This window comes from Leisingera sp. ANG49 (assembly GCF_059694505.1).
Genome location: NZ_JCATZN010000003.1, coordinates 659,769 through 677,715 on the forward strand (window position 1 = coordinate 659,769; position 17,947 = coordinate 677,715).

Genomic DNA, 17,947 nt, shown 5'->3' on the forward strand with positions numbered 1-17,947 from the left:
TGGCAGCCTGGTCCGCGTAGTGTGAGTTTGCGTCTGGCATGGCGAAGGGCAACTGAATATCTCGCCGGCTGCTTTCTTCCTGCCCTTTCCACCGCCGGAAGCAGTTTTGGCAAATTCGTGCCTTGGGCCTTTTTGTGCGATCTATGGCAACATTGACAGTCCAGTTAGCTCCGGCTCTGCACCTGCAGCTGTCAGCATTGCGTGGACCTGACCCCGGTGGTGGGTCTGGTGATTGAAGAGCTCTGCTGCGCAAAGAGACTTTGGTTTCTCGATACGGGTTGAGCCGTCGCCTGGATACCAAACAACCATTCCGTCGAGGTCAGCGTCACGCAGTCGGGCCGCCCACTCTTCAATTTCCTCGTCGCGCATGGAACGCAAAGCTTTGAAGTCGTTCCAATCCGACGGGCTGGTTAGAGAGTGCGTGATGGTTTGCTCTGGCCGCTCGTTTCCCTTCAATCGCTGCAATATCAGGGCGTCAGCCCAATACAGATGGTTCAGGGTTGCCGCTATTGATTGGAAGAATGCGCCCCGATCCTTGTGTCGCGCCACTTCGGTGAGCCGGTCAGCAGTAGTTACCAATGAAGTATTCTGCCAGGTATTGTAGCGGGACATGAGCCTGCAATATTCGGCTGAGATCATCGTCTCAGACTCCTTTGATTTTCGATGTTGGATGATTATCGGACGCTTGCTCCGAAGCGTCTTTTCCAGCGCCTAGAGATTCCTTGGCGCCGGGCACGGAACGGCCTGACCAGGATCCTGGTGCGGACGGTCAACCAGATAGTTGGTCATTAAAGGTGTGACGTCAAGCACATCGGGCATGGCCGCTTTGTCTGGGGGGTTGTGAGTTCGTGATCCGCGTGGCAAAAGGCAGCTGACGATCTCGCCGACCGCTTTCCTCCTGCCCTTCCAGCCTAATTTAGAATGTGATCGCGGACGAGACCGCGATCGCTTGCACAGAGGTCAGCCGCGCCTCCGCTCCGCTCTAGCACGCCTGGCATTTTCCGTTTGATTGCTCCGCCTGCCATCCGGCCGGCAATCTGAACACGGGTTCTGATGCCGCTGCGCGTCAGCCTCCACGGAGAAATCCGGTTCCTCCCGCGCCAGGCGCGGGCCCCTCCCAATTCCACCGCTCCGGCCCCGTGTGTCAGATCACCGCCCGGCCGCAGTCCGGGCTGCGCCCACCCTGCTTTGCCCTCCGGAAGACACGAGGTCTTCCGAAGTGAAAATCAGGGAAGGCTTCGCCACTGGCGGAACAGGAGGCGCGAGCGGGAATGTTGGAGACACGAAAAAGGAAGGGTTCTGTCGCAAATGGCAAAACTATGCGTCGCCCGACATTTGGGAAGTGGCGGACCGAGGAGGATTCGAACCCCCGACCCCTTGATTCGTAGTCAAGTACTCTATCCAGCTGAGCTATCGGTCCACTGCGGCGGGGTTTAATCATACCGCCACAAGGCCGCAACCCCAAAAGATGCTGCGTTCAAAGATTCTTGCCCTGCATCCGCCATCAAAGCGTGCCTGGGTCAGAACCAGCGGCATTTTACCCGGTGCTCTCTCCCCGCCTGTCTGGGACCCGGCACCAAAACCTTTAGCAAAGGCGGTGACTGCGGGCACCCCAAACCGCCAGAAAATGTGGTATTGTCAGTGAAGCATTCTTCTTCCGGCTGCAATGAACACCGGAACGGCAACACGTCTAGGCAAGGGAGGCGGCGGATGCCTGAGAGCCAGTCAGCAGTATTCCGGCTCCGGCCGCTGGAACCGGGTGACTTCACCCAAATGGCCGGCTGGTTCGAAAATGTGGCTGACCTGGCGCGTTTTGACCGTTCCGCCAGGGCGCCGTTCGATGCCACGCGCGTGCAAGCCACTTGGGAGCCGGCCGCGGATGCGGCGATAAACCCCGCCAAGTGCTGGTTCGCCATCACTGCAGAATCTGGCGAGCTATGCGGCGTTTCCGGTTTGGAGAGCATTTCAGCCGTGAACCGTGATGCCGTTATCGCGCTGTTCATTGACGAACACTGGCGCAGGCAAGGCATCGGAATCCGGTCAATGGCGCTGGTTCTGGACTTTGCCTTCCGCCAGATCGGGCTAAATCGCGTTACATCCTACTACCGGGCCGACAACACGCGCAGCCAGCAGATGACGTCACGCGCCGGATTTACCACTGAGGGCAGGATGAGGGAAGCATGGTTCGCTGAAGGCCGGTACTACGACATGGTCAGCGTCGGGCTTTTACGCCGTGAATGGGAGGCCCGGCGCAAGACACTGGCAGGGGACCTGGATGCGGCCTGCAGCGCCAGTTTCCGCGGCGGCGCCGTTTCTGGCTGGGCCTGGCCGCCCGGCCCGCAGGATCCGCCAGAAGGCTGAGCATAGTCAGCCTGCCCGGCACCGCACGGCACCAATCCGGGCCGCAGCCGGTTTCAGCCATTCTCACAGGAGGAGGACAGCTTGTGAGCGGCCAAGACAAGACATCGACGGTCCGGAGGCAGCTTGGAGCGGTGCTGTTTGCCGACGTGGTTGGCTATGCGCGGCTGATGGGCAATGATGAAATTGATACCTACAGCGCCCTCAAATCGCTCTTGGAGCAGCTCGAAGCGGCTTGCCAGGCGCATGACGGACAAGTCGTTGCAGTCCGCGGTGATGGTGTCCTGGCCTTGTTCGAGACGGCCACCGACGCTGTGAAATTCGGTGTCGAGTTGCACCGGATCGCGGAGCAGAACAACAACTCCCGGGCGGAAGACCAGCATTTGCGGTTCCGCGCCGGCGTGCACATGGGCGAAATCCTGATCGACGACCGCGGCATTCACGGCGACAACGTCAACATTGCCGCCCGTTTGCAGGAAATCGCTGAGCCGGGCCGCGTGTATGTCAGTGCCTCCGTTTATGAGCAGATCCGCAACCGGCTGCGCTTTGGCTTCGAATTTCTGGGCCCGCGGCGGCTCAAGAACATTTCCGAACCGGTTCCGGTCTACTGCGTCCGCAGCGAGATCGAGGGGGCGGCGATGGCTGCCACCCTGCGCCCGGCAAACCAGCCCGCACTCCCGCAACAGCCGGACATTCCCTCAGTTGCCGTTTTGCCGTTTGCGAGCCTCGGCGGGGACCAATCCGACAGCTGGTTTGCGGACGGGCTGACGGAAGACATCATTCTGAACCTGTCCAAGTTCAAGAATCTCTTTGTCATCGCACGAAATTCCGCCTTCTTTTTCAAGGCGCGTTCCATGCCCCCGCAGGAAGCCGCGCGCGAATTGGGAGTGCGCTATGTAGCGCGGGGAAGTGTCCGCCGGGCGGCGTCCCGGATCCGGATCGCCATTGAGCTGATCGATGCAGATTCCGGCCGTACCATTTGGGGCGAGCGCTATGACCGGGATATCGATGACATCTTTGCCATCCAGGATGAAGTCACCGACGCCATTGTCGCAGCTACCGCCGTGCTGATCGAAGCGCAGGAGCGTAAGCGGATGTCGCAAGCTGCGCCTGCCGACCTTGCCGCCTATGGCTATGTTCTGCGCGGGCAGCAGTACATCTTCCGTTACACGCGGCAAGACAATCACGAAGCGCAAACGCTGTACGAAAGGGCCTTGGCCCGGGATCAGGACTATGCCCGGGCATCGGCGGCTATCTCCCGCACGATGAATATCGATTGGCGGTATTCCTGGGCCAAGGATGCGGACCACGCGCTGGATACGGCCCTGGCGTTTGCGCAAAGAGCGGTGGAACTGGACCCGACGGACGCCCGCGGCTTTGGCGAATTGGGCTTCGTTCACCTGTACCGCAAGGAGCACGATGCCGCGATCGGCGCCTACCAGCGCGCCCTTGCGCTCAACCCGAATGACGCCGATCTGCTGTCTGACTACGCTGATGCGCTGGCACACTCCGGCGACAATGAAACCGCGATCAGCAACCTGAAGCAGGCCATGCGGCTCAACCCCTACTTCCCGGATCAGTATCTGTGGCACCTGGGCGGCGCCTTTTACAATCTCAAGGAATACGATGCGGTGATCGACACGCTGACGAAGATGAACAACCCTACAGAGGGTCAGCGCATGCTGGCCGCCAGTTATGCCCAGCTCGGCAAGATGGAACTGGCGCGGGACATGGCCGCGCGGCACCGCGAAGCCCACCCGAATTTCTCACTGGACCGCTGGGCCAAGGTGCAACCCGACCGTCTTGTAGAAGACACGCAGCATTTTGTTGAAGGGTTGAAGAAGGCGGGATTCTGAAACGGAGCGGCGGCGGAGGGTATTCAGCCCCGCCAGTGCTCTTCTGCCATTCTCGTATCAGCCGGTTCAGTCGCCGGAGCCGCGCGCCTTTGCTCCGCTGACCTTGGCACCGCTAACCTTCGCGCCGCTGACTTTTGCTCCGCTGACTTTAGCACCGCTGACCTTTGCGCCACTGACACCGGGACCGCCGCCAAAATAGACATCCAGCAGAACTTGCTCGAACATTCCGGTCATCAGATCCATGCGGATCGTGTAATCGGCCTTGTCGTATTCCCAGACTCTAATGTCATCGGACATCTGGAAATCCGCGGCCGCAACACCGGATACCGACGGCTCCAGCGGAGCTCTTGCAAATGCCCCGCTCTTTGCGAAGGCTTTCTCGCCTTTGCCATGCACCAGAAGTATTATTGGCTCCGGCAGTTGAAAAAACTCACCTTCGTAAGAGAACCCGTAAATGCGGGCGAACCTGGGAGATCTCTTGTCCTGAAGCTGCTTGGCAAGAAGCCCGTTGGCGCCCCGCCTATCCCCGCGTTTCACATCCCTGATTTTCAGGTCTTCAACCTGTCGTCCGAACAGTAACACTTCTGAAAAACTGAGTAACGTTTCTGCCACCTTACTCACTCCTGTGGCTATGGAACCAAACACCAGAAGATCTTTTTGCAGCGGTCCTGGCAGCAGACTGCAACTGCCAGCTTCCACAAAACTCTCCCTCAGGATGAAAGTATCACAAAATGGGAAAAATTCACAGCCAATACGCAGTCTAACCGTCCGGCACCCGTGTCCGCACGGAATGGGCATGGCTGTCCTCACCTGCTTCACCCATACGCGGCCCGGCCTGAACCAGGCCGATGCCACGCATCCTGAAGTTGCCCTCGATGATCGAGTGAAACGCACCGCCGGTTGATTTGCGGTCGACCAGCAGCAGCGCCTGCTCCACCGCCGCATAGGTCAGGGTTTCTGCATCCAGCATGCTCCACACAGCCGCCAGATAAGAACCCAGGATATCCCTCGCTTCCAGCAGCGCCACGCGGAACCCTTCAGGATCAGCATCATAGCGGGTATCGAACAGGGCCTGCATGACCTCGCCATAATAGGGGCTTTCTTCCAGCTGGTCGGACAGATCCTCCATTTCCGGCGTGATCAGGTCATGAACCAGCAACCGCTCATGGAAAATGTCTACCAGGATGTCGAACATCGCCCCGGTCAAGGGTTCCGACAGCGCGTGCTCGCTGCTCCAGCCACGTGCAAAATCCTGAAGTGTACGGGTATTCGCCGCCATTCGGATTTGCGCGTTCCCGGCAAGTTCTGCAAAGCGGTTCAGCTGGTTGAAGGTGTAAAGGTTGCCCTTGGTGTTTTCCAGCAGCTCCTCAACCACCGAACCGAAATGCAGGGAAGCTATCAGCGCAACCATGTCCGCCGCGGATTCGTGAAAACCGTAATACTCGCCAGGGACTTCCTCGGAAACAGGCATTCCGGCGACGCTGTAGATAATGGCATGGCCGATCTCATGGGCGACCACGTCGAAGTTCAGGCTGTAGGCGCGGTACTCTCCGCCGTGTTCGCTGGTGCCGCCGGTTTCAAGAAACCCCCATCCGATATGGGCGTTATCGAGGCTTGGCAGCAGCGACAGTTCCAGCCGGTCGTAATCGCGGGCGAAATGCCAGGGGATCTCATGGCCGAAATAGGCCTCCCACACATCCAGAGTAAAATGCGCCGCAGCAAACAAATGCGCGGCTTCGAAACCCGGGTCAAAAGGCCGGATATGAAGGAAATGCCCATCGTCATCCGGCTCCGGCGGCGCATGCAGCTCTCCCTGCCAGGGCGGCAGATACATGCCCGGCCCGGCAGGCCCCTGCACAACCGCACCATAGGGGATCACCTTGCCCAGCGCATTGACAGTATACATCCGCGGTCCCGACGGCCCCGGGCCAATCGTGCCTGGTGGCGCGGAAATCTCGACCAGCTCCAGCACCGGATCTTCAGTTCTGAACGGCGATTGCGGAAACAGCAGGAACCGCGTTCCCGGAGCTTCCTCAGCCGCCTCGTTTGGATCGTCCATAGGGCCTCCAATCCTGCGGAGGTTTCACCCGTCTTGTCCTGCCTCGTCCTTGCCGCCCGGCGCGGGCCGTGTTTTGCACCCCTGATGATACATGAATTCACACCGGATCAGCTCAAAGAATTCTTCTACCCCGATCCCGATGGCCGCGGCATGGACCTCCACATCATCCGGAATTTCCTGTTGCAGGCGGTTTCCGAAATACCAAGCCATCATTCGCAACCGTTCCGCCTGTTGCATGGGGCCGTCTCGCTGGGCATGTCCGTCGATCTGCATATGCTTGGCATCGGCCCGTGCTTTCAGCGCGGCAAAATCGCCTGAAAACCGGAGTTCCGCCAGAAGGTAGGGTCCTAGTTCATCCTGCACACTGCTTACAGCCGCGGCGGCTTGGGCCGCCTCACCCAGGTCCGCTTCATATTGCGCAGCTGTCAGACCGTTGGCCTGCAGCCACACCTGCAGGTCCTTGCTGCGTAACAGGTTATGCGCCTGCCGGTGGCTGTTGAACTGTGCCAGCGTGGCTTCGCGCCCGGCCTGCGCACCTGACCTGCGCGCCTCTTTCAGCGCCAGAAAACGCAGCGCCGCCCGGTCCTGGAACGCGGCAAAGCGCTCCGGTTCGAGCCTCAATTCGTCAAGCACCCGCCGGTCCGTATCCTGCAGGCTGCGGTCCTGCGCTTCGGCCCGGCGCACAAGTCCTTGCCAGGCCAGCGTGTGCTCCATCACGCCACGCGCTTGGGTGGCAGCCCTCCCTTCAGTGCTCAGAAACTCGGCCATCCGTGCCAGCATCTCTTGCGCGTCATCGCGTTTGGCATCCACCGCCCCAGTCTTCAGCCATGCCGAAAACCGGTCCAGCCAGGACGCCTCGGAAATATCCGCCAGTATCAGCTTCCAGGTCCGCTGCTGATAGAACCGCGCCTTGGCGGCCTCCAGGACCGCCGCCGCCTGCGCCGCGTCCAGAACCGCGCTGCTGACCGCGCGCTCCACCGTCGCGCGGATCGAAACCATCGGTTCGCTCAGCGGTGCATAACCCAATTCTGCAGGACCGTGCAGAACAGCGACCTCGTCATCGTCGATGGTCATGCCCGACGCATAGGAATCGTAAATCCTGCCAACGCCAATCATGCCAAAACCGGACAGCTCTGCCGCCCGCAAGGCCCCCATGCTGGCACTTCCGAACACGGCGATCCCCTGCTCCATCGCCCAGAGGATTTCCTTGTGCCAGACTGAGGGCACCCCGTCGAAATAGCCGTCAATCAGCCCGATAGCGTTGGCGCCCCGGCGGGCCGCCTGAAAGATATCCCCCTGACCGGCAGGCGGCAGAACGATGGCACCCGGCAGCAAGGCTTGCACGCCCTCCGCTGCGATCGTCGGCCCGGCAAACACCACCGCTGTCAAACGCTTGCCTCCGCTGCCTTGTTTGCCCGCTCGCCAGCAACGAAATCAGGATCGTCATGCGGTGCTTCCAACCCCGGGATCACCGCACGCACCACGGATATTCCCAAACCGGGGCGCGACAGATCGACGGCCAGAACCTGCCCCATTCCGGCCGCTTCCAGCTGATTCAGCAGCCAGGCCTGATCCTCTTCGAAAGATGCAGAGGAAAAAGACGGGCAATCCTTAAACCGGGCAGCCGCCCTGGTACGGGAGAGCAGGCGGCGGACGTATTGCGCGCGCACTGCCGCGGCAGCAGGGGTGAATTCGTCCGGATCCAGATCATCGCGCGCTCCGGAGATATAGGTCAGCCGGGTCTGCGCTGCCTCCGTCAGCGCCCGCAGCAAGGCAATTCCCCGGTCCGGATGGCAGCCGCTGCCAATGCCGATATGGCCGGGACGGCTGCCTGCGTCGCAGATCATGCAATGAAACGCCGGAACGCCGAGGTCGGAGGTGATGTTCCATACCCCGGCCTCAAGCCCGGCCGCGGCAAACCGGTCCAACGCTGCCCGGCAGCGGGGATCATCAATGGTGACCGGGTCAAGCCGCGGGCCTGGCGGGGCGTGGTGCCACAGGGTGATCGCATCCCGTTCGATCAACTCGCAAACCGCGTGGCAGGCAGCCTCCGCCAGGCTGTTGCCAGACGCAAGCCCGTTGGTGGTGCGCGGAAACGCTCCCTGACCACCATTGGGAGGAGCGGTATAATCGGTGTCCACCATTTCATAGGGCAGCCAATGCTGCCTGCCGGTTGCCAGGTCGGTGCCTTCAATCCACAGCATCCGGCGTTGCGGGTTAAAACTGGCGCCGGTCACGCGCGGCAGCCGCCCCACATCTGCAACCAGGGCCTCCTTCTGCAGATCGTGGAAGCTGGCTGATCGCAGCGGCATGGTGATCCGCTCCGCATGCCAGGACTCGATGGCCTCCATCACGCCGGAAGCCTGGGCCGCTTCCAGAGTCAGCCCCTTGCCTAGAGATACGGCAACAGACCGGGAATTGGGACGCGTGACCATAACCGTGGGCAGTCCGACCCTGTCCAGCCCGGTCAGATTGGCAATCCGGGTGATGCCCATGTCCGCCAAAAGCGGACCCACGGCAGCCAGCGTCTGCGCTGGATCACACAGCCGGTGAGTGTCGTGCAGATAGCCTTTCTTCTGTGCCTTGGGCATCTGGCTGGCCTCACTGTCATGACCGCCACGGGACGCCCGCCACGGCCAGACGGCAGCGGACGGACATGCCCAAAGGATGGCCGGCCGCGGACTGGCGGTCAATAACATGGCAGCCCCATGGACACCGCCCAGCGCCTTTTACGTCTACTGCTGCGGCTGGAAATCGAAAACCGGGACAAAACTTGCCGGCGCTAGGGTCTGATCCAGCAGGTCCTCCGTTACTGTGCTGCGGTCGAATATTCTGATGGCTGGTCCTGCATGTTTGACAAGCAAACTGCCTTCTATTGCGCGCACTGCCATTTCAACCGCCAGCCGGCCCTGCAGCACGGGAAAATCCGTCGGCGCAGCAATGATGCGGTCGCGTAGAACGCCGCGGTAGACCGCATGAGTCATGTAGTCTGACACGACCTGAACCTGTCCCTGCATGCCGCGAGCTCGCAGCACCGACACCGCGGCCTCCGCAGCGGGTGCAGACCCGGCGATGTAATCCAAGTCAGGCACCTCATCCAGCGCTTCCTCGACCAGCCGCACCTGGATTTCGCGCCCGGTATCGCCGTATTTAGTCACTGCAATCACGGCAGAGCTTTCCGCAAGCGCGACGCGGAAGCCTTGCTCGACAAAGGTAACCCAGCCCGCATTCTCAGGACCCGGAAACCAGGCAACCTTGACCGCAGGAGTGCCCTTGGGGTGGCGCGCAGCAATGATCCTGCCCGCCTCGGCGCCCATTTCCGTCCAGGACACCCCCACCTTGGCGGTGACTCCGGCATCAGAAATATCATTTATAGCCGCAATCACCGGGACAGAGGCTGAAATCCGTTCCACCGTGCTGGTGAGCCCGGCGAAAGATACGGTGCCAAGGATCAGCGCATCGGCCCCTTCGGCGACACAAGCCTCTGTCTGCTGAATTTGCCGCTGCAGGTTGGGATAACCGCCAGCTTCGACCAGCTTGAACGATACCCCCAGCCGGGCCGCTTCTGCCACCATCCCGTAGTTCACGCTCAGCCAGTAGGCGTCCTTCAGGTGCGGATAGGCGATGCACAGCCGCCATTCCTGCGCTGCCTGTTCGAGCGGAGTGTATTCCACGGCCTCCAGCCCGCTGCCGTAGTCAAAGGCGGTCCGCGGCACCTGCACCTGCCAGCTGTCCGCAGCTGCCGGCGTGCTGAAACACGTGAATAGCAGTAGCCAGAATGCGCGCATGAAGACCCCTTTTCCCGGCACGGAGGATAGGCAGCGGGGCGTAAAAGGGAAATTCAAATTTGCGAAATCCGCAAATGCGGGCGAAAGTTCCCAGATGTTGGGAAAGCTCGGCCTTGGCGGAAAATTGAGTCTCGCATTCATTGTCATTGCGGGGTTGCCGACCCTTGCCGGCATTCTTGGCCTGGTCGAGTTGCGGGTGCTAGCGCGCCGCCAGGCAGAGGTGATCAACCAAACCATTCCGGCAATCGCCGAAGTACGCGGCATGGCAGAGGAAAGCACCCGGATCATTGCCATCGCCCCGGAACTGGCCGCAGTCACGACCCAGGCGGAACGGGTGAACCGGGCGCAGTTTCTGTCCGATCAGGTCGAGGCACTCACCCGGCGGCTAAACGCGCTGGAACGCGGCGGCATTGCCGGGTCCAGCCGTCTGCGGGATACGGTGAAAGATGCGGCACGGGTGCTTGCGCTGCTCGGTGAATTGGTGGAAACCCGCATTGCGCTGCATAACGGGCTTAAAGAGCTTACAGAGCGCAACCTGACCGCAGCGAACAACCTGCTCAGCATGGCCGATACATTGGTTGCCAATGCGGAGATGGGCACAACCGCTGTCATATCCAGCCTCTACAACCCCGGCTCCTCTCCGGCGGAGGAGCAGGCCCGCACCGACTTGCTCGACAAGCTGATCGAAGTTGACCTGTTCCAGCTAGGCCTGATGTTTGAACTCAGGTCGCAGACTGCGGAAATCGGGCTGCTGATCAACCGTATCGAAGAGGCCGGCACCGAAATTGATCTGAAGGAGATTGAGACTGCTCTGACCGGCCGCCTGAACATCGTTGCCCGGCGAATCAAGGCGATCCGCGATCCCGGCCGCCGCCAGCAGGCAGAAGGCTATGCCGCACAACTGCAGACCGTGCCGGAAGGCGACGCCAGCCTATTCGGCCTGCGTGCCCGAATTCTGACCACTGAGGCCCGCATCACCGCGCTTAAGCGGGAACTGCAAAACACCGCGCTGCGGCTGGGAGACGAGGCCTCTGCCGTCGCCGATCAGGCGCAGGCGCGGGCGATCAGCTCGGGCAATGCCGCCGCCGCAGACATTCAGCGGGCACAGCTGCGCAACGGGTTTGCTGCCATCACCGGGTTCCTGCTGTCGCTGGCCGTCCTGTGGTTCTATGTGCGCGGCAGCCTCACCCGCCGCCTCAACCAGCTGGCAGGAACCATGGCAGCGCTGATGCGCGGCCAGCTGGACCATCCGGTGCGCCCCCGGGGCCAGGATGAAATCGCCCGCATGGAAGAAGCCGTCGAAGTCTTCCGCCAGCAAGCAATCGAAAAACTGGAACTGGAACGGGTGCGGGACCGCAACGAACAGGAGCTCAGGGAACACCGCAACAACCTGCAGACCCTTGTGAATGAGCAGACCGAGCGTCTGCAGGAGGAGGTCGAAGCCCATGACGAAGCGCGGCAAAAGGCGGAAGCGGCTGATCAGGCGAAGTCCGAATTCCTCGCCATGATGAGCCACGAAATCCGCACGCCGATGAACGGCGTGCTGGGCATGCTGCGCAGCCTTTCGGACGAGGGCCTGCCACCCCGGCAGATGGAGCGTCTGCGGGCGGCGCTGACTTCCGGCCAGAACCTGCTGAAAATCCTGAACGACATCCTGGACTATTCAAAGATCGAAAGCGGTGCGCTGAAGCCTGAGATCACAACTTTTTCGCTGCGCGAACTGGTGAACGACATCGTCGTGCTGTTGCGGCCCGGCGCTGATGCCAAGGGTGTCCCCTTATGGCTCGACGCGCCGGAGGAGGTGCCCGACGTGGTGGAGGGTGATGCCGCCAAGCTGCGGCAAATCCTCTTCAACCTCCTGTCCAACGCCTTGAAATTCACAGATGAAGGCGAGGTCATTCTGCGGCTTCGCACAAATGGCGACGCCGGCGGGCGCCACCGGGTCACCTTTGAAGTAAGCGATACCGGCAAGGGTATCTCGGAAGAGGCCAAGGCGCGCATCTTCGAGGCATTTGAGCAGGAGGACACGGAAACCGCCCGCAAGTTCGGAGGCACCGGGCTGGGCCTGGCGATCAGCAGGCATTTCGCTCAGGCCATCGGCGCCCGCCTGTCGTTGGAAAGCACCAAGAATGTCGGCTCCGTGTTCACCCTGGCAGTTGAGCTGGCCCCCGGCAACCCTGCGGATCTGACGCCGGAGGATCCGCCTGCTTCGATCAGAAAGGCCGGGAACTCGCTGTCAGTCCTGGTCGTGGAGGACAATGAGATCAATCAGATGGTCGCGCGCGGGTACCTGGAGCGTATGGGCCACAGCTGCCAATGCGCGGGGAGCGCGGAAGAGGCACTGGCGCTGCTGCCAGATAACCAGTTCGACCTGGTGCTGATGGACGTGAATCTGCCCGGCATCAGCGGCACCGAAGCCACCCGCCGCTTGCGCGCAATGCCGGACCCGCGGCTGTCCAAACTGCCGGTCATCGGAATCTCTGCACATGTGCAGGAAGAGCAAATCGAAACCCACCTGCAGGCGGGGATGAATGGTTTTGTGGCTAAGCCGGTCTCCCCGGAACGTCTCGCCAACGCGCTGCAAAGCGTCACCCAGGGGCGCGAGGGCGCGGTCTACCTGTCAGCCCGCCAGGCGCCTCCCGAACAGGACAGGCACGCTAGCCTGCTGCGGCAGATGCAGGAGAACATACAGGACCTGGGAGCGGAGCGGGCCTTAGAAATAGCCGCACTCTTCCAGCAGGAACTGCCGAGGAGCGTCGAGAAGATGAACGCGGGCCAGGCGGCGCAGGATCTTGCCCGCCTGGCGAAGGAAGCCCACCGTGCAAAAGGCGCCGCCAGCAGCTTCGGGCAGCAGGACCTGGCCAGTCTCCTTGCAAAACTGGAGGAAGCTGCCGCCAATGGCCACCGGTCAGCCGCCGCGGAGTGCATGCGCGAGTTGAACACACTGGCTCCGCAAGTGATGGAGGCCCTGTCTGGCGTCTTGCGCGATTGCGGCCATCAGCCCAAGGGGGCTGTAAACACATAGCCTTCGCCATGCACCGTGGTGATGATCCGCGGGTTTGCCGGCTCCTCTTCCAGTTTGCCACGCAGGCGCCGGATCAGCACATCCACGGTTCGCGGGTTGGCGCCGTATTGCCGGTGCGTGACCCGGCTCATCAAGGCATCGCGCGACGCGACCTCGCCCGCCCGGCTGATCAGCATGTCCAGCACTTCGAACTCCGCCCGGGTCAGCGGGACGCTGTCACCCTCGACGGTTTGCAGATGCCGCGCGGCAACGTCGAACCGGAAATTGCCGAAGGTATAAACCCGGCGCGCCAGGCGCCGCACCTCTTGCGTGCGGCGCAGCAGATTCTTCAGCCGGGCCAGAAGTTCGCGCCGGTTGAACGGCTTGCAGACATAGTCGTCCGCGCCAAGCTCCAGCCCGACTATTCTGTCGACTTCGTCATCCCGGCCGGTCACCAGAATGATCCCCATCTCGGATTTAGCCCGCTGTTCCCGGGTAATCTGCAACCCGTCTTTGCCGGGCAGGTTGATGTCGACCAGTAGCAGGTCAACGTCCCTTGCTTGCAGTATCCGTTCCGCCTCCTCGGCGGTTTCAGCCTGGGAAACTGAATATCCTTGCGCATCCAGGTAGCTGGCGAGAGTGCTCCGGGTAACCGGTTCGTCCTCGATTATCAGAATATGCGCCATGCAGGCCCCGCCCTGTCAATTTTCCCGCCAGTTAACAAATTTTAACATATATAGCCAGCCTGTTCATCCCTCCGGGCTGACCTGTTCACATCTGCTGCCTAGCCTCCGTTCCCGAAAGCACGGCTTTCAAACAGAAAAAAAGGCTCGGGCCACCTGGACCGGGGCTGCGAAAACAGGGAGACACACATGAAATTCCGGAAACACCTGATGGCCAGTACGGCAGCCATGGCGATGGCAGCTCCGATGGCGATGGCTGAGGACTCCTCTGATCCCATCATCATTCCCATCCACAACTGGTCGAGCCAGATCGTGATGAGCCACGTTGTCGGCCAGATCTTCGAATCGATGGGCAATAGCGTCGAATACGTTTCGACCGACAGTCAGGCGGTCTATGAATCGGTACGTCTGGGTGACGTCACTCTGGAGCTGGAAGTCTGGGAAGGAGCCTTCGGCAAATCCTTCAACGAGGCCCTGTCGAAGGGCGGCATCCACGACGCCGGTGATCACAACGCCGTCACCCGCGAGGACTGGTGGTATCCGGCCTGGACCAAGGAAGCCTGCCCCGGCTTACCGAGCTGGGAAGCACTGAACGACTGCGCCGCCGCCTTTGCCACTCCGGAAACAGGCGACAAGGGCCGCTTCTTGGGCGGTCCCGTCGACTGGCTCAAGCATGACGCCGAGCGTGTCGAAGCGCTGGACATGAACTTCACCGTGGTGAATGCGGGCTCCGCATCGGCCCTGTGGGCCGAAGTCGCCGCGGCCGAAAAGACCCAGAAACCGGTAGTGATCTTCAACTGGACCCCGAATTTTGCCGAAGCCGTCTGGCCCGGTGAATTTGTCGAGTTCCCGGCATGGGAAGACGGCTGCGACAAGGATCCAGCCGTCGGGCCGAACCCGGATGCCACCTATGACTGCGGCAACCCGGCAAACGGCTACCTCAAGAAGGCCGCTTGGGACGGCATGAAGGACAAGTGGCCGGCCGCCTATGAAACCCTGACCGAAATCAGCTTCACCAATCCGCAGATCGCCGAAATGGCCAAGCTGGTCGATATTGACGAGATGGAGCCGGAGGACGCCGCCGCTGAATGGCTGGAAGCCAACGAAGACGTCTGGAAGCCCTGGACCGAATAAGCCCCTCACCTTCCTCCTGTGTGCCGGGGTGGTCTGCTGCCCCGGCGTCTTTGCTAAAGAAAGTTAAGCCATGACCGCCGCCACCCCCGTCATTTCCTGCAAGAACGTCTGGAAGCTGTTTGGCGCCAACCCGGAACAGTACCTGAAGTCCCTGACCGGTAATCCGGGTTTTGATGAAATACGCCAGTCCGGCTACATCGCCGCGGTGCGGGACGTTTCCCTGGATATTGCCAAGGGGGAGATGCTGGTAATCATGGGGCTGTCCGGCTCCGGCAAGTCGACTTTTGTGCGCTGTCTTTCGCGGCTCATCGACATCACCGGCGGCGAGGTCAAGGTCGAAGGCCAGAACATAGGCGAGATGTCCGAGAAAGAGCTGATCGACCTGCGCCGCAACAAAATGGGCATGGTGTTTCAAAGCTTTGGCCTGCTGCCGCACCGCACCGTGCTGGACAATGTCGCCTTCCCGCTGGAAATGCGCGGCCAGGACCGCCACGAACGCCGCGCACGTGCGCTGGAAGTGATTGAACTGGTTGGCCTGTCGGGGCGCGAGGACTATTTCCCGCGCGAGCTGTCAGGCGGCCAGCAGCAGCGCGTCGGCATCGCCCGCAGCCTGGCTATCGAACCCGACATCTGGTTCCTGGACGAGCCGTTTTCCGCGCTGGATCCGCTGATCCGCCGCGAGATGCAGGATGAATTCCTGCGCCTGCAAGAAATGCTGGGCAAGACCATTGTGTTCATCACCCATGATTTCGACGAGGCGCTGCGCCTTGCCGACCGCATCGCAATCATGAAGGACGGTGTTGTCGAGCAATGCGATACCCCCGACCAAATCGTGCTGAACCCGGCCACGGAATATGTAGCCAAGTTCACCGAGGAAATTGAGAAATCCCGCGTGGTTCACGCTGGCGTGCTGGCGCGCAAGGTGAACGGCCACAGCCTGACAGGCGCACCGGTCGGCGACAAGCAGACGATTTCCGAACTCGCACGGCTACTGGTCAATGACAGCCGCGACTTCCTTCCCGTGGCCGACAATGCGGGCGCCCTGGTAGGCGCCATGAACCGGCAGGAAGCACTCGACGTGCTGCTGGGAGAAGGATCATGACAGACCAGACAATGATACTCGCGGGCAAGCCCCAGACTTGGACACGGGCGAGGACGGGCTGGATTATCTTCGCCGCCGCCTGCCTGCTGGCCCTCGGCAATTCTATTCTGCCCGCAGGGCTGGTGCGTCCGCCGGAGTGGCTGATCCTGCCCTTCGCAGACTGGATAAACGCGATCTTTGTTTTTGTCCGCGATGACCTGGGCCTTCTTTACCTTACCCGCACCTTTGCAGATGGGGTAGAATGGCTGCTCGATGTGACCGCCAACCTGCTTTATGGCAAGAACCGCTGGCCCCGCATCGGCCCCGTTCCCTGGACCGCGGTTGCCAGCATCGGCTTTGTCATCGGCTATGCCCTGCAGGGATGGCGGCTGTCGCTGCTGACTGGCGGCACCTTTGTCTGGATCGCCGTCATGGGTCAGTGGAAATGGGCGATGGAGACGCTTTCCGTTATCGTCGTCGCCGCCCCCTTCTCGATCTTGTTCGGACTGGTCATGGGCATCCTCGCGTGGCGTTCCAAGACCTTTGAGCGGATCCTGAATCCGGTCCTCAACATCGCGCAAAGCCTGCCGCATTTCGCCTATATGATCCCAGTCGTGGTCTTCATCGGCGTCGGCCCCAAGGCAGGCGCGATTGTCACCATCATCTTCTCGGTGCCGCCAATGATCCGCATGTCCCTCCTGGGCCTGCGCAAGGTTCCGCATGAGGTGATCGAAAGCGGCCACATGTGCGGCTCCACCCGCTGGCAGCTCTTGCGCCATGTCCGTATCCCCACCGCCCGGACCGAGATCCTGGTTGGTGTAAACCAGGTCATCATGCAGTGCCTCGCAATGGTGGTTCTGGCCAGCTTCATTGGCATGCCTGGCCTCGGCCAGAAGCTGCTTCAGCTCTTACAAGCGCTGAAAATCGGCCGCTCGGTTGAGATAGGCATCACCATCGTGCTGCTGGCAGTAATGCTCGACCGCTGCACCAAGGCCTGGGCGACCAAACAGCCCGAGCATTTCGAAAAGGGCACCTCCTTTGCCGTCCGAAACAAGTTCCTGCTGATCGGCGCGGGCCTGTCGCTGGCCTGCCTGGTGCTGGCACAATTCATCCCGCTGATGGACCAGATCGGCCGCCGGGATGCCTTCACCATTTCCAAGCCGATCGACGCGGTTGCGGACTGGTTCATCGTGCTGATCGACCCGGTCACCCAATGGCTGCGCTGGTTCCTGATAACCTGGGTGCTGATCCCGATCCGCGATGCCTTCCTATGGATGCCCTATGCCGCCGTGCTGGCGCTGCTGGCGGCGGCAGGCTGGGCTATCGGGGGCGCGCGCTCGGCGCTGGTGTGCCTGGCCTTCTTCAGCCTCATCGCCATCTCCGGCTGGTGGGACCGCGCCATGATCACTGTCTATACCGTGGTCGTCGCCGTCTGTATCGCCGCGGTAATGGGCTTCCCGCTGGGGGTCTGGGGCTCCTTCAACGAGAAGCGCGCAAGCATCGCGCTGCTGATCTGCGACACCCTGCAAACCTTCCCCAGCTTCATCTACCTGATTCCTGTGGTCATGCTGTTCGGCGTCAATGACGTGGCCGTGGTCGGCGCGGTCGTCCTGTTCGCCGCGGTGCCCCTGGTGCGCTACACCATCGAAGGGCTGCGGCAAGTGCCGGGAACACTGATCGAGGCTGCCGACATGTCCGGTGCCACCCGGATGCAGACCCTGTGGAAGGTGCGGTTGCCGATGGCGCTGCCGACCATCATGGTCGGGGTCAACCAGTCGGTGATGTTCTCGCTGTTCATGGTGATCATCGCCGCCTTCATCGGCACCCAGGATCTGGGCCAGGAAATGCAGCGGGCGCTGTCCTCAACCGATGTGGGCAAAGGCCTGGTACTGGGGCTGGCCGTCGCCTTTATGGGGCTGATGGTGGACCACTTGGTGACCACTTGGGCGCGGTCCAAGAAAGAAGCGCTGGGACTGGAGTAAGG

Annotated in this window: 13 protein-coding genes and 1 tRNA gene; 6 read left to right on the forward strand and 8 right to left on the reverse strand. The window is 61.3% G+C overall.

What is annotated here, in order from left to right:
- Positions 1–141 precede the first annotated feature (141 nt).
- A complete protein-coding gene (locus AC58NV_RS13530; RefSeq protein ID WP_497227595.1) occupies positions 142–639 on the reverse strand; it encodes a DinB family protein in 498 nt (165 codons plus the stop codon).
- Between the two features lie 704 nt (positions 640–1,343).
- A tRNA-Arg gene (locus AC58NV_RS13535) sits at positions 1,344–1,420 on the reverse strand.
- A 290-nt stretch (positions 1,421–1,710) separates the two neighbouring features.
- Between AC58NV_RS13535 and AC58NV_RS13540 the strand changes: the two genes are divergently transcribed.
- The gene (locus AC58NV_RS13540; protein WP_497227596.1) at positions 1,711–2,361 is read left to right on the forward strand and encodes a GNAT family N-acetyltransferase; all 651 of its coding nucleotides are present in this window, start codon (positions 1,711–1,713) and stop codon (positions 2,359–2,361) included.
- Between the two features lie 83 nt (positions 2,362–2,444).
- Entirely contained in the window at positions 2,445–4,214 is a 1,770-nt protein-coding gene (locus AC58NV_RS13545; RefSeq protein WP_497227597.1) for an adenylate/guanylate cyclase domain-containing protein, read from the forward strand.
- A gap of 66 nt (positions 4,215–4,280) precedes the next feature.
- Here the strand turns inward: AC58NV_RS13545 and AC58NV_RS13550 are convergent, their stop codons facing one another.
- The 5 genes from AC58NV_RS13550 to torT form a co-directional block, all read right to left on the reverse strand.
- On the reverse strand, positions 4,281–4,913 hold the full coding sequence (locus AC58NV_RS13550) for a hypothetical protein (RefSeq protein WP_497227598.1): 633 nt from the start codon (positions 4,911–4,913) through the stop codon (positions 4,281–4,283).
- A gap of 61 nt (positions 4,914–4,974) precedes the next feature.
- On the reverse strand, positions 4,975–6,273 hold the full coding sequence (locus tag AC58NV_RS13555) for a gluzincin family metallopeptidase (protein ID WP_497227599.1): 1,299 nt from the start codon (positions 6,271–6,273) through the stop codon (positions 4,975–4,977).
- A gap of 24 nt (positions 6,274–6,297) precedes the next feature.
- Positions 6,298–7,653: a TfuA-like protein gene (locus AC58NV_RS13560; RefSeq protein WP_497227656.1), complete on the reverse strand. Its 1,356-nt coding sequence runs from the start codon at positions 7,651–7,653 to the stop codon at positions 6,298–6,300.
- A 5-nt stretch (positions 7,654–7,658) separates the two neighbouring features.
- Positions 7,659–8,864, reverse strand: a complete 1,206-nt coding sequence (locus tag AC58NV_RS13565) for a YcaO-like family protein (RefSeq protein ID WP_497227600.1) — start codon at positions 8,862–8,864, stop codon at positions 7,659–7,661.
- A 144-nt stretch (positions 8,865–9,008) separates the two neighbouring features.
- Positions 9,009–10,061, reverse strand: coding sequence for a TMAO reductase system periplasmic protein TorT (torT, locus tag AC58NV_RS13570; protein WP_497227601.1), 1,053 nt, complete (start codon positions 10,059–10,061; stop codon positions 9,009–9,011).
- Positions 10,062–10,155: 94 nt separating this feature from the next.
- On the opposite strand from torT, the gene torS reads away from it, so the two are divergent.
- Entirely contained in the window at positions 10,156–13,086 is a 2,931-nt protein-coding gene (torS, locus tag AC58NV_RS13575) for a TMAO reductase system sensor histidine kinase/response regulator TorS (RefSeq protein ID WP_497227602.1), read from the forward strand.
- On the opposite strand, the gene AC58NV_RS13580 is transcribed toward torS, so the two are convergent.
- Positions 13,059–13,751, reverse strand: a complete 693-nt coding sequence (locus AC58NV_RS13580; protein ID WP_497227603.1) for a response regulator — start codon at positions 13,749–13,751, stop codon at positions 13,059–13,061. The genes torS and AC58NV_RS13580 overlap by 28 nt on opposite strands.
- Before the next feature lie 186 nt (positions 13,752–13,937).
- On the opposite strand from AC58NV_RS13580, the gene AC58NV_RS13585 reads away from it, so the two are divergent.
- From AC58NV_RS13585 to AC58NV_RS13595, 3 genes are all read left to right on the forward strand, one after another.
- A complete protein-coding gene (locus AC58NV_RS13585; protein ID WP_497227604.1) occupies positions 13,938–14,882 on the forward strand; it encodes an ABC transporter substrate-binding protein in 945 nt (314 codons plus the stop codon).
- Positions 14,883–14,952: 70 nt separating this feature from the next.
- The gene (locus AC58NV_RS13590; protein ID WP_497227605.1) at positions 14,953–15,984 is read left to right on the forward strand and encodes a quaternary amine ABC transporter ATP-binding protein; all 1,032 of its coding nucleotides are present in this window, start codon (positions 14,953–14,955) and stop codon (positions 15,982–15,984) included.
- Positions 15,981–17,945 carry an ABC transporter permease gene (locus AC58NV_RS13595; RefSeq protein WP_497227606.1) on the forward strand — a complete coding sequence of 655 codons (1,965 nt, stop codon included), beginning with the start codon at positions 15,981–15,983 and terminating at the stop codon, positions 17,943–17,945. The genes AC58NV_RS13590 and AC58NV_RS13595 overlap by 4 nt, the downstream gene beginning before the upstream one ends.
- Positions 17,946–17,947: the final 2 nt, after the last annotated feature.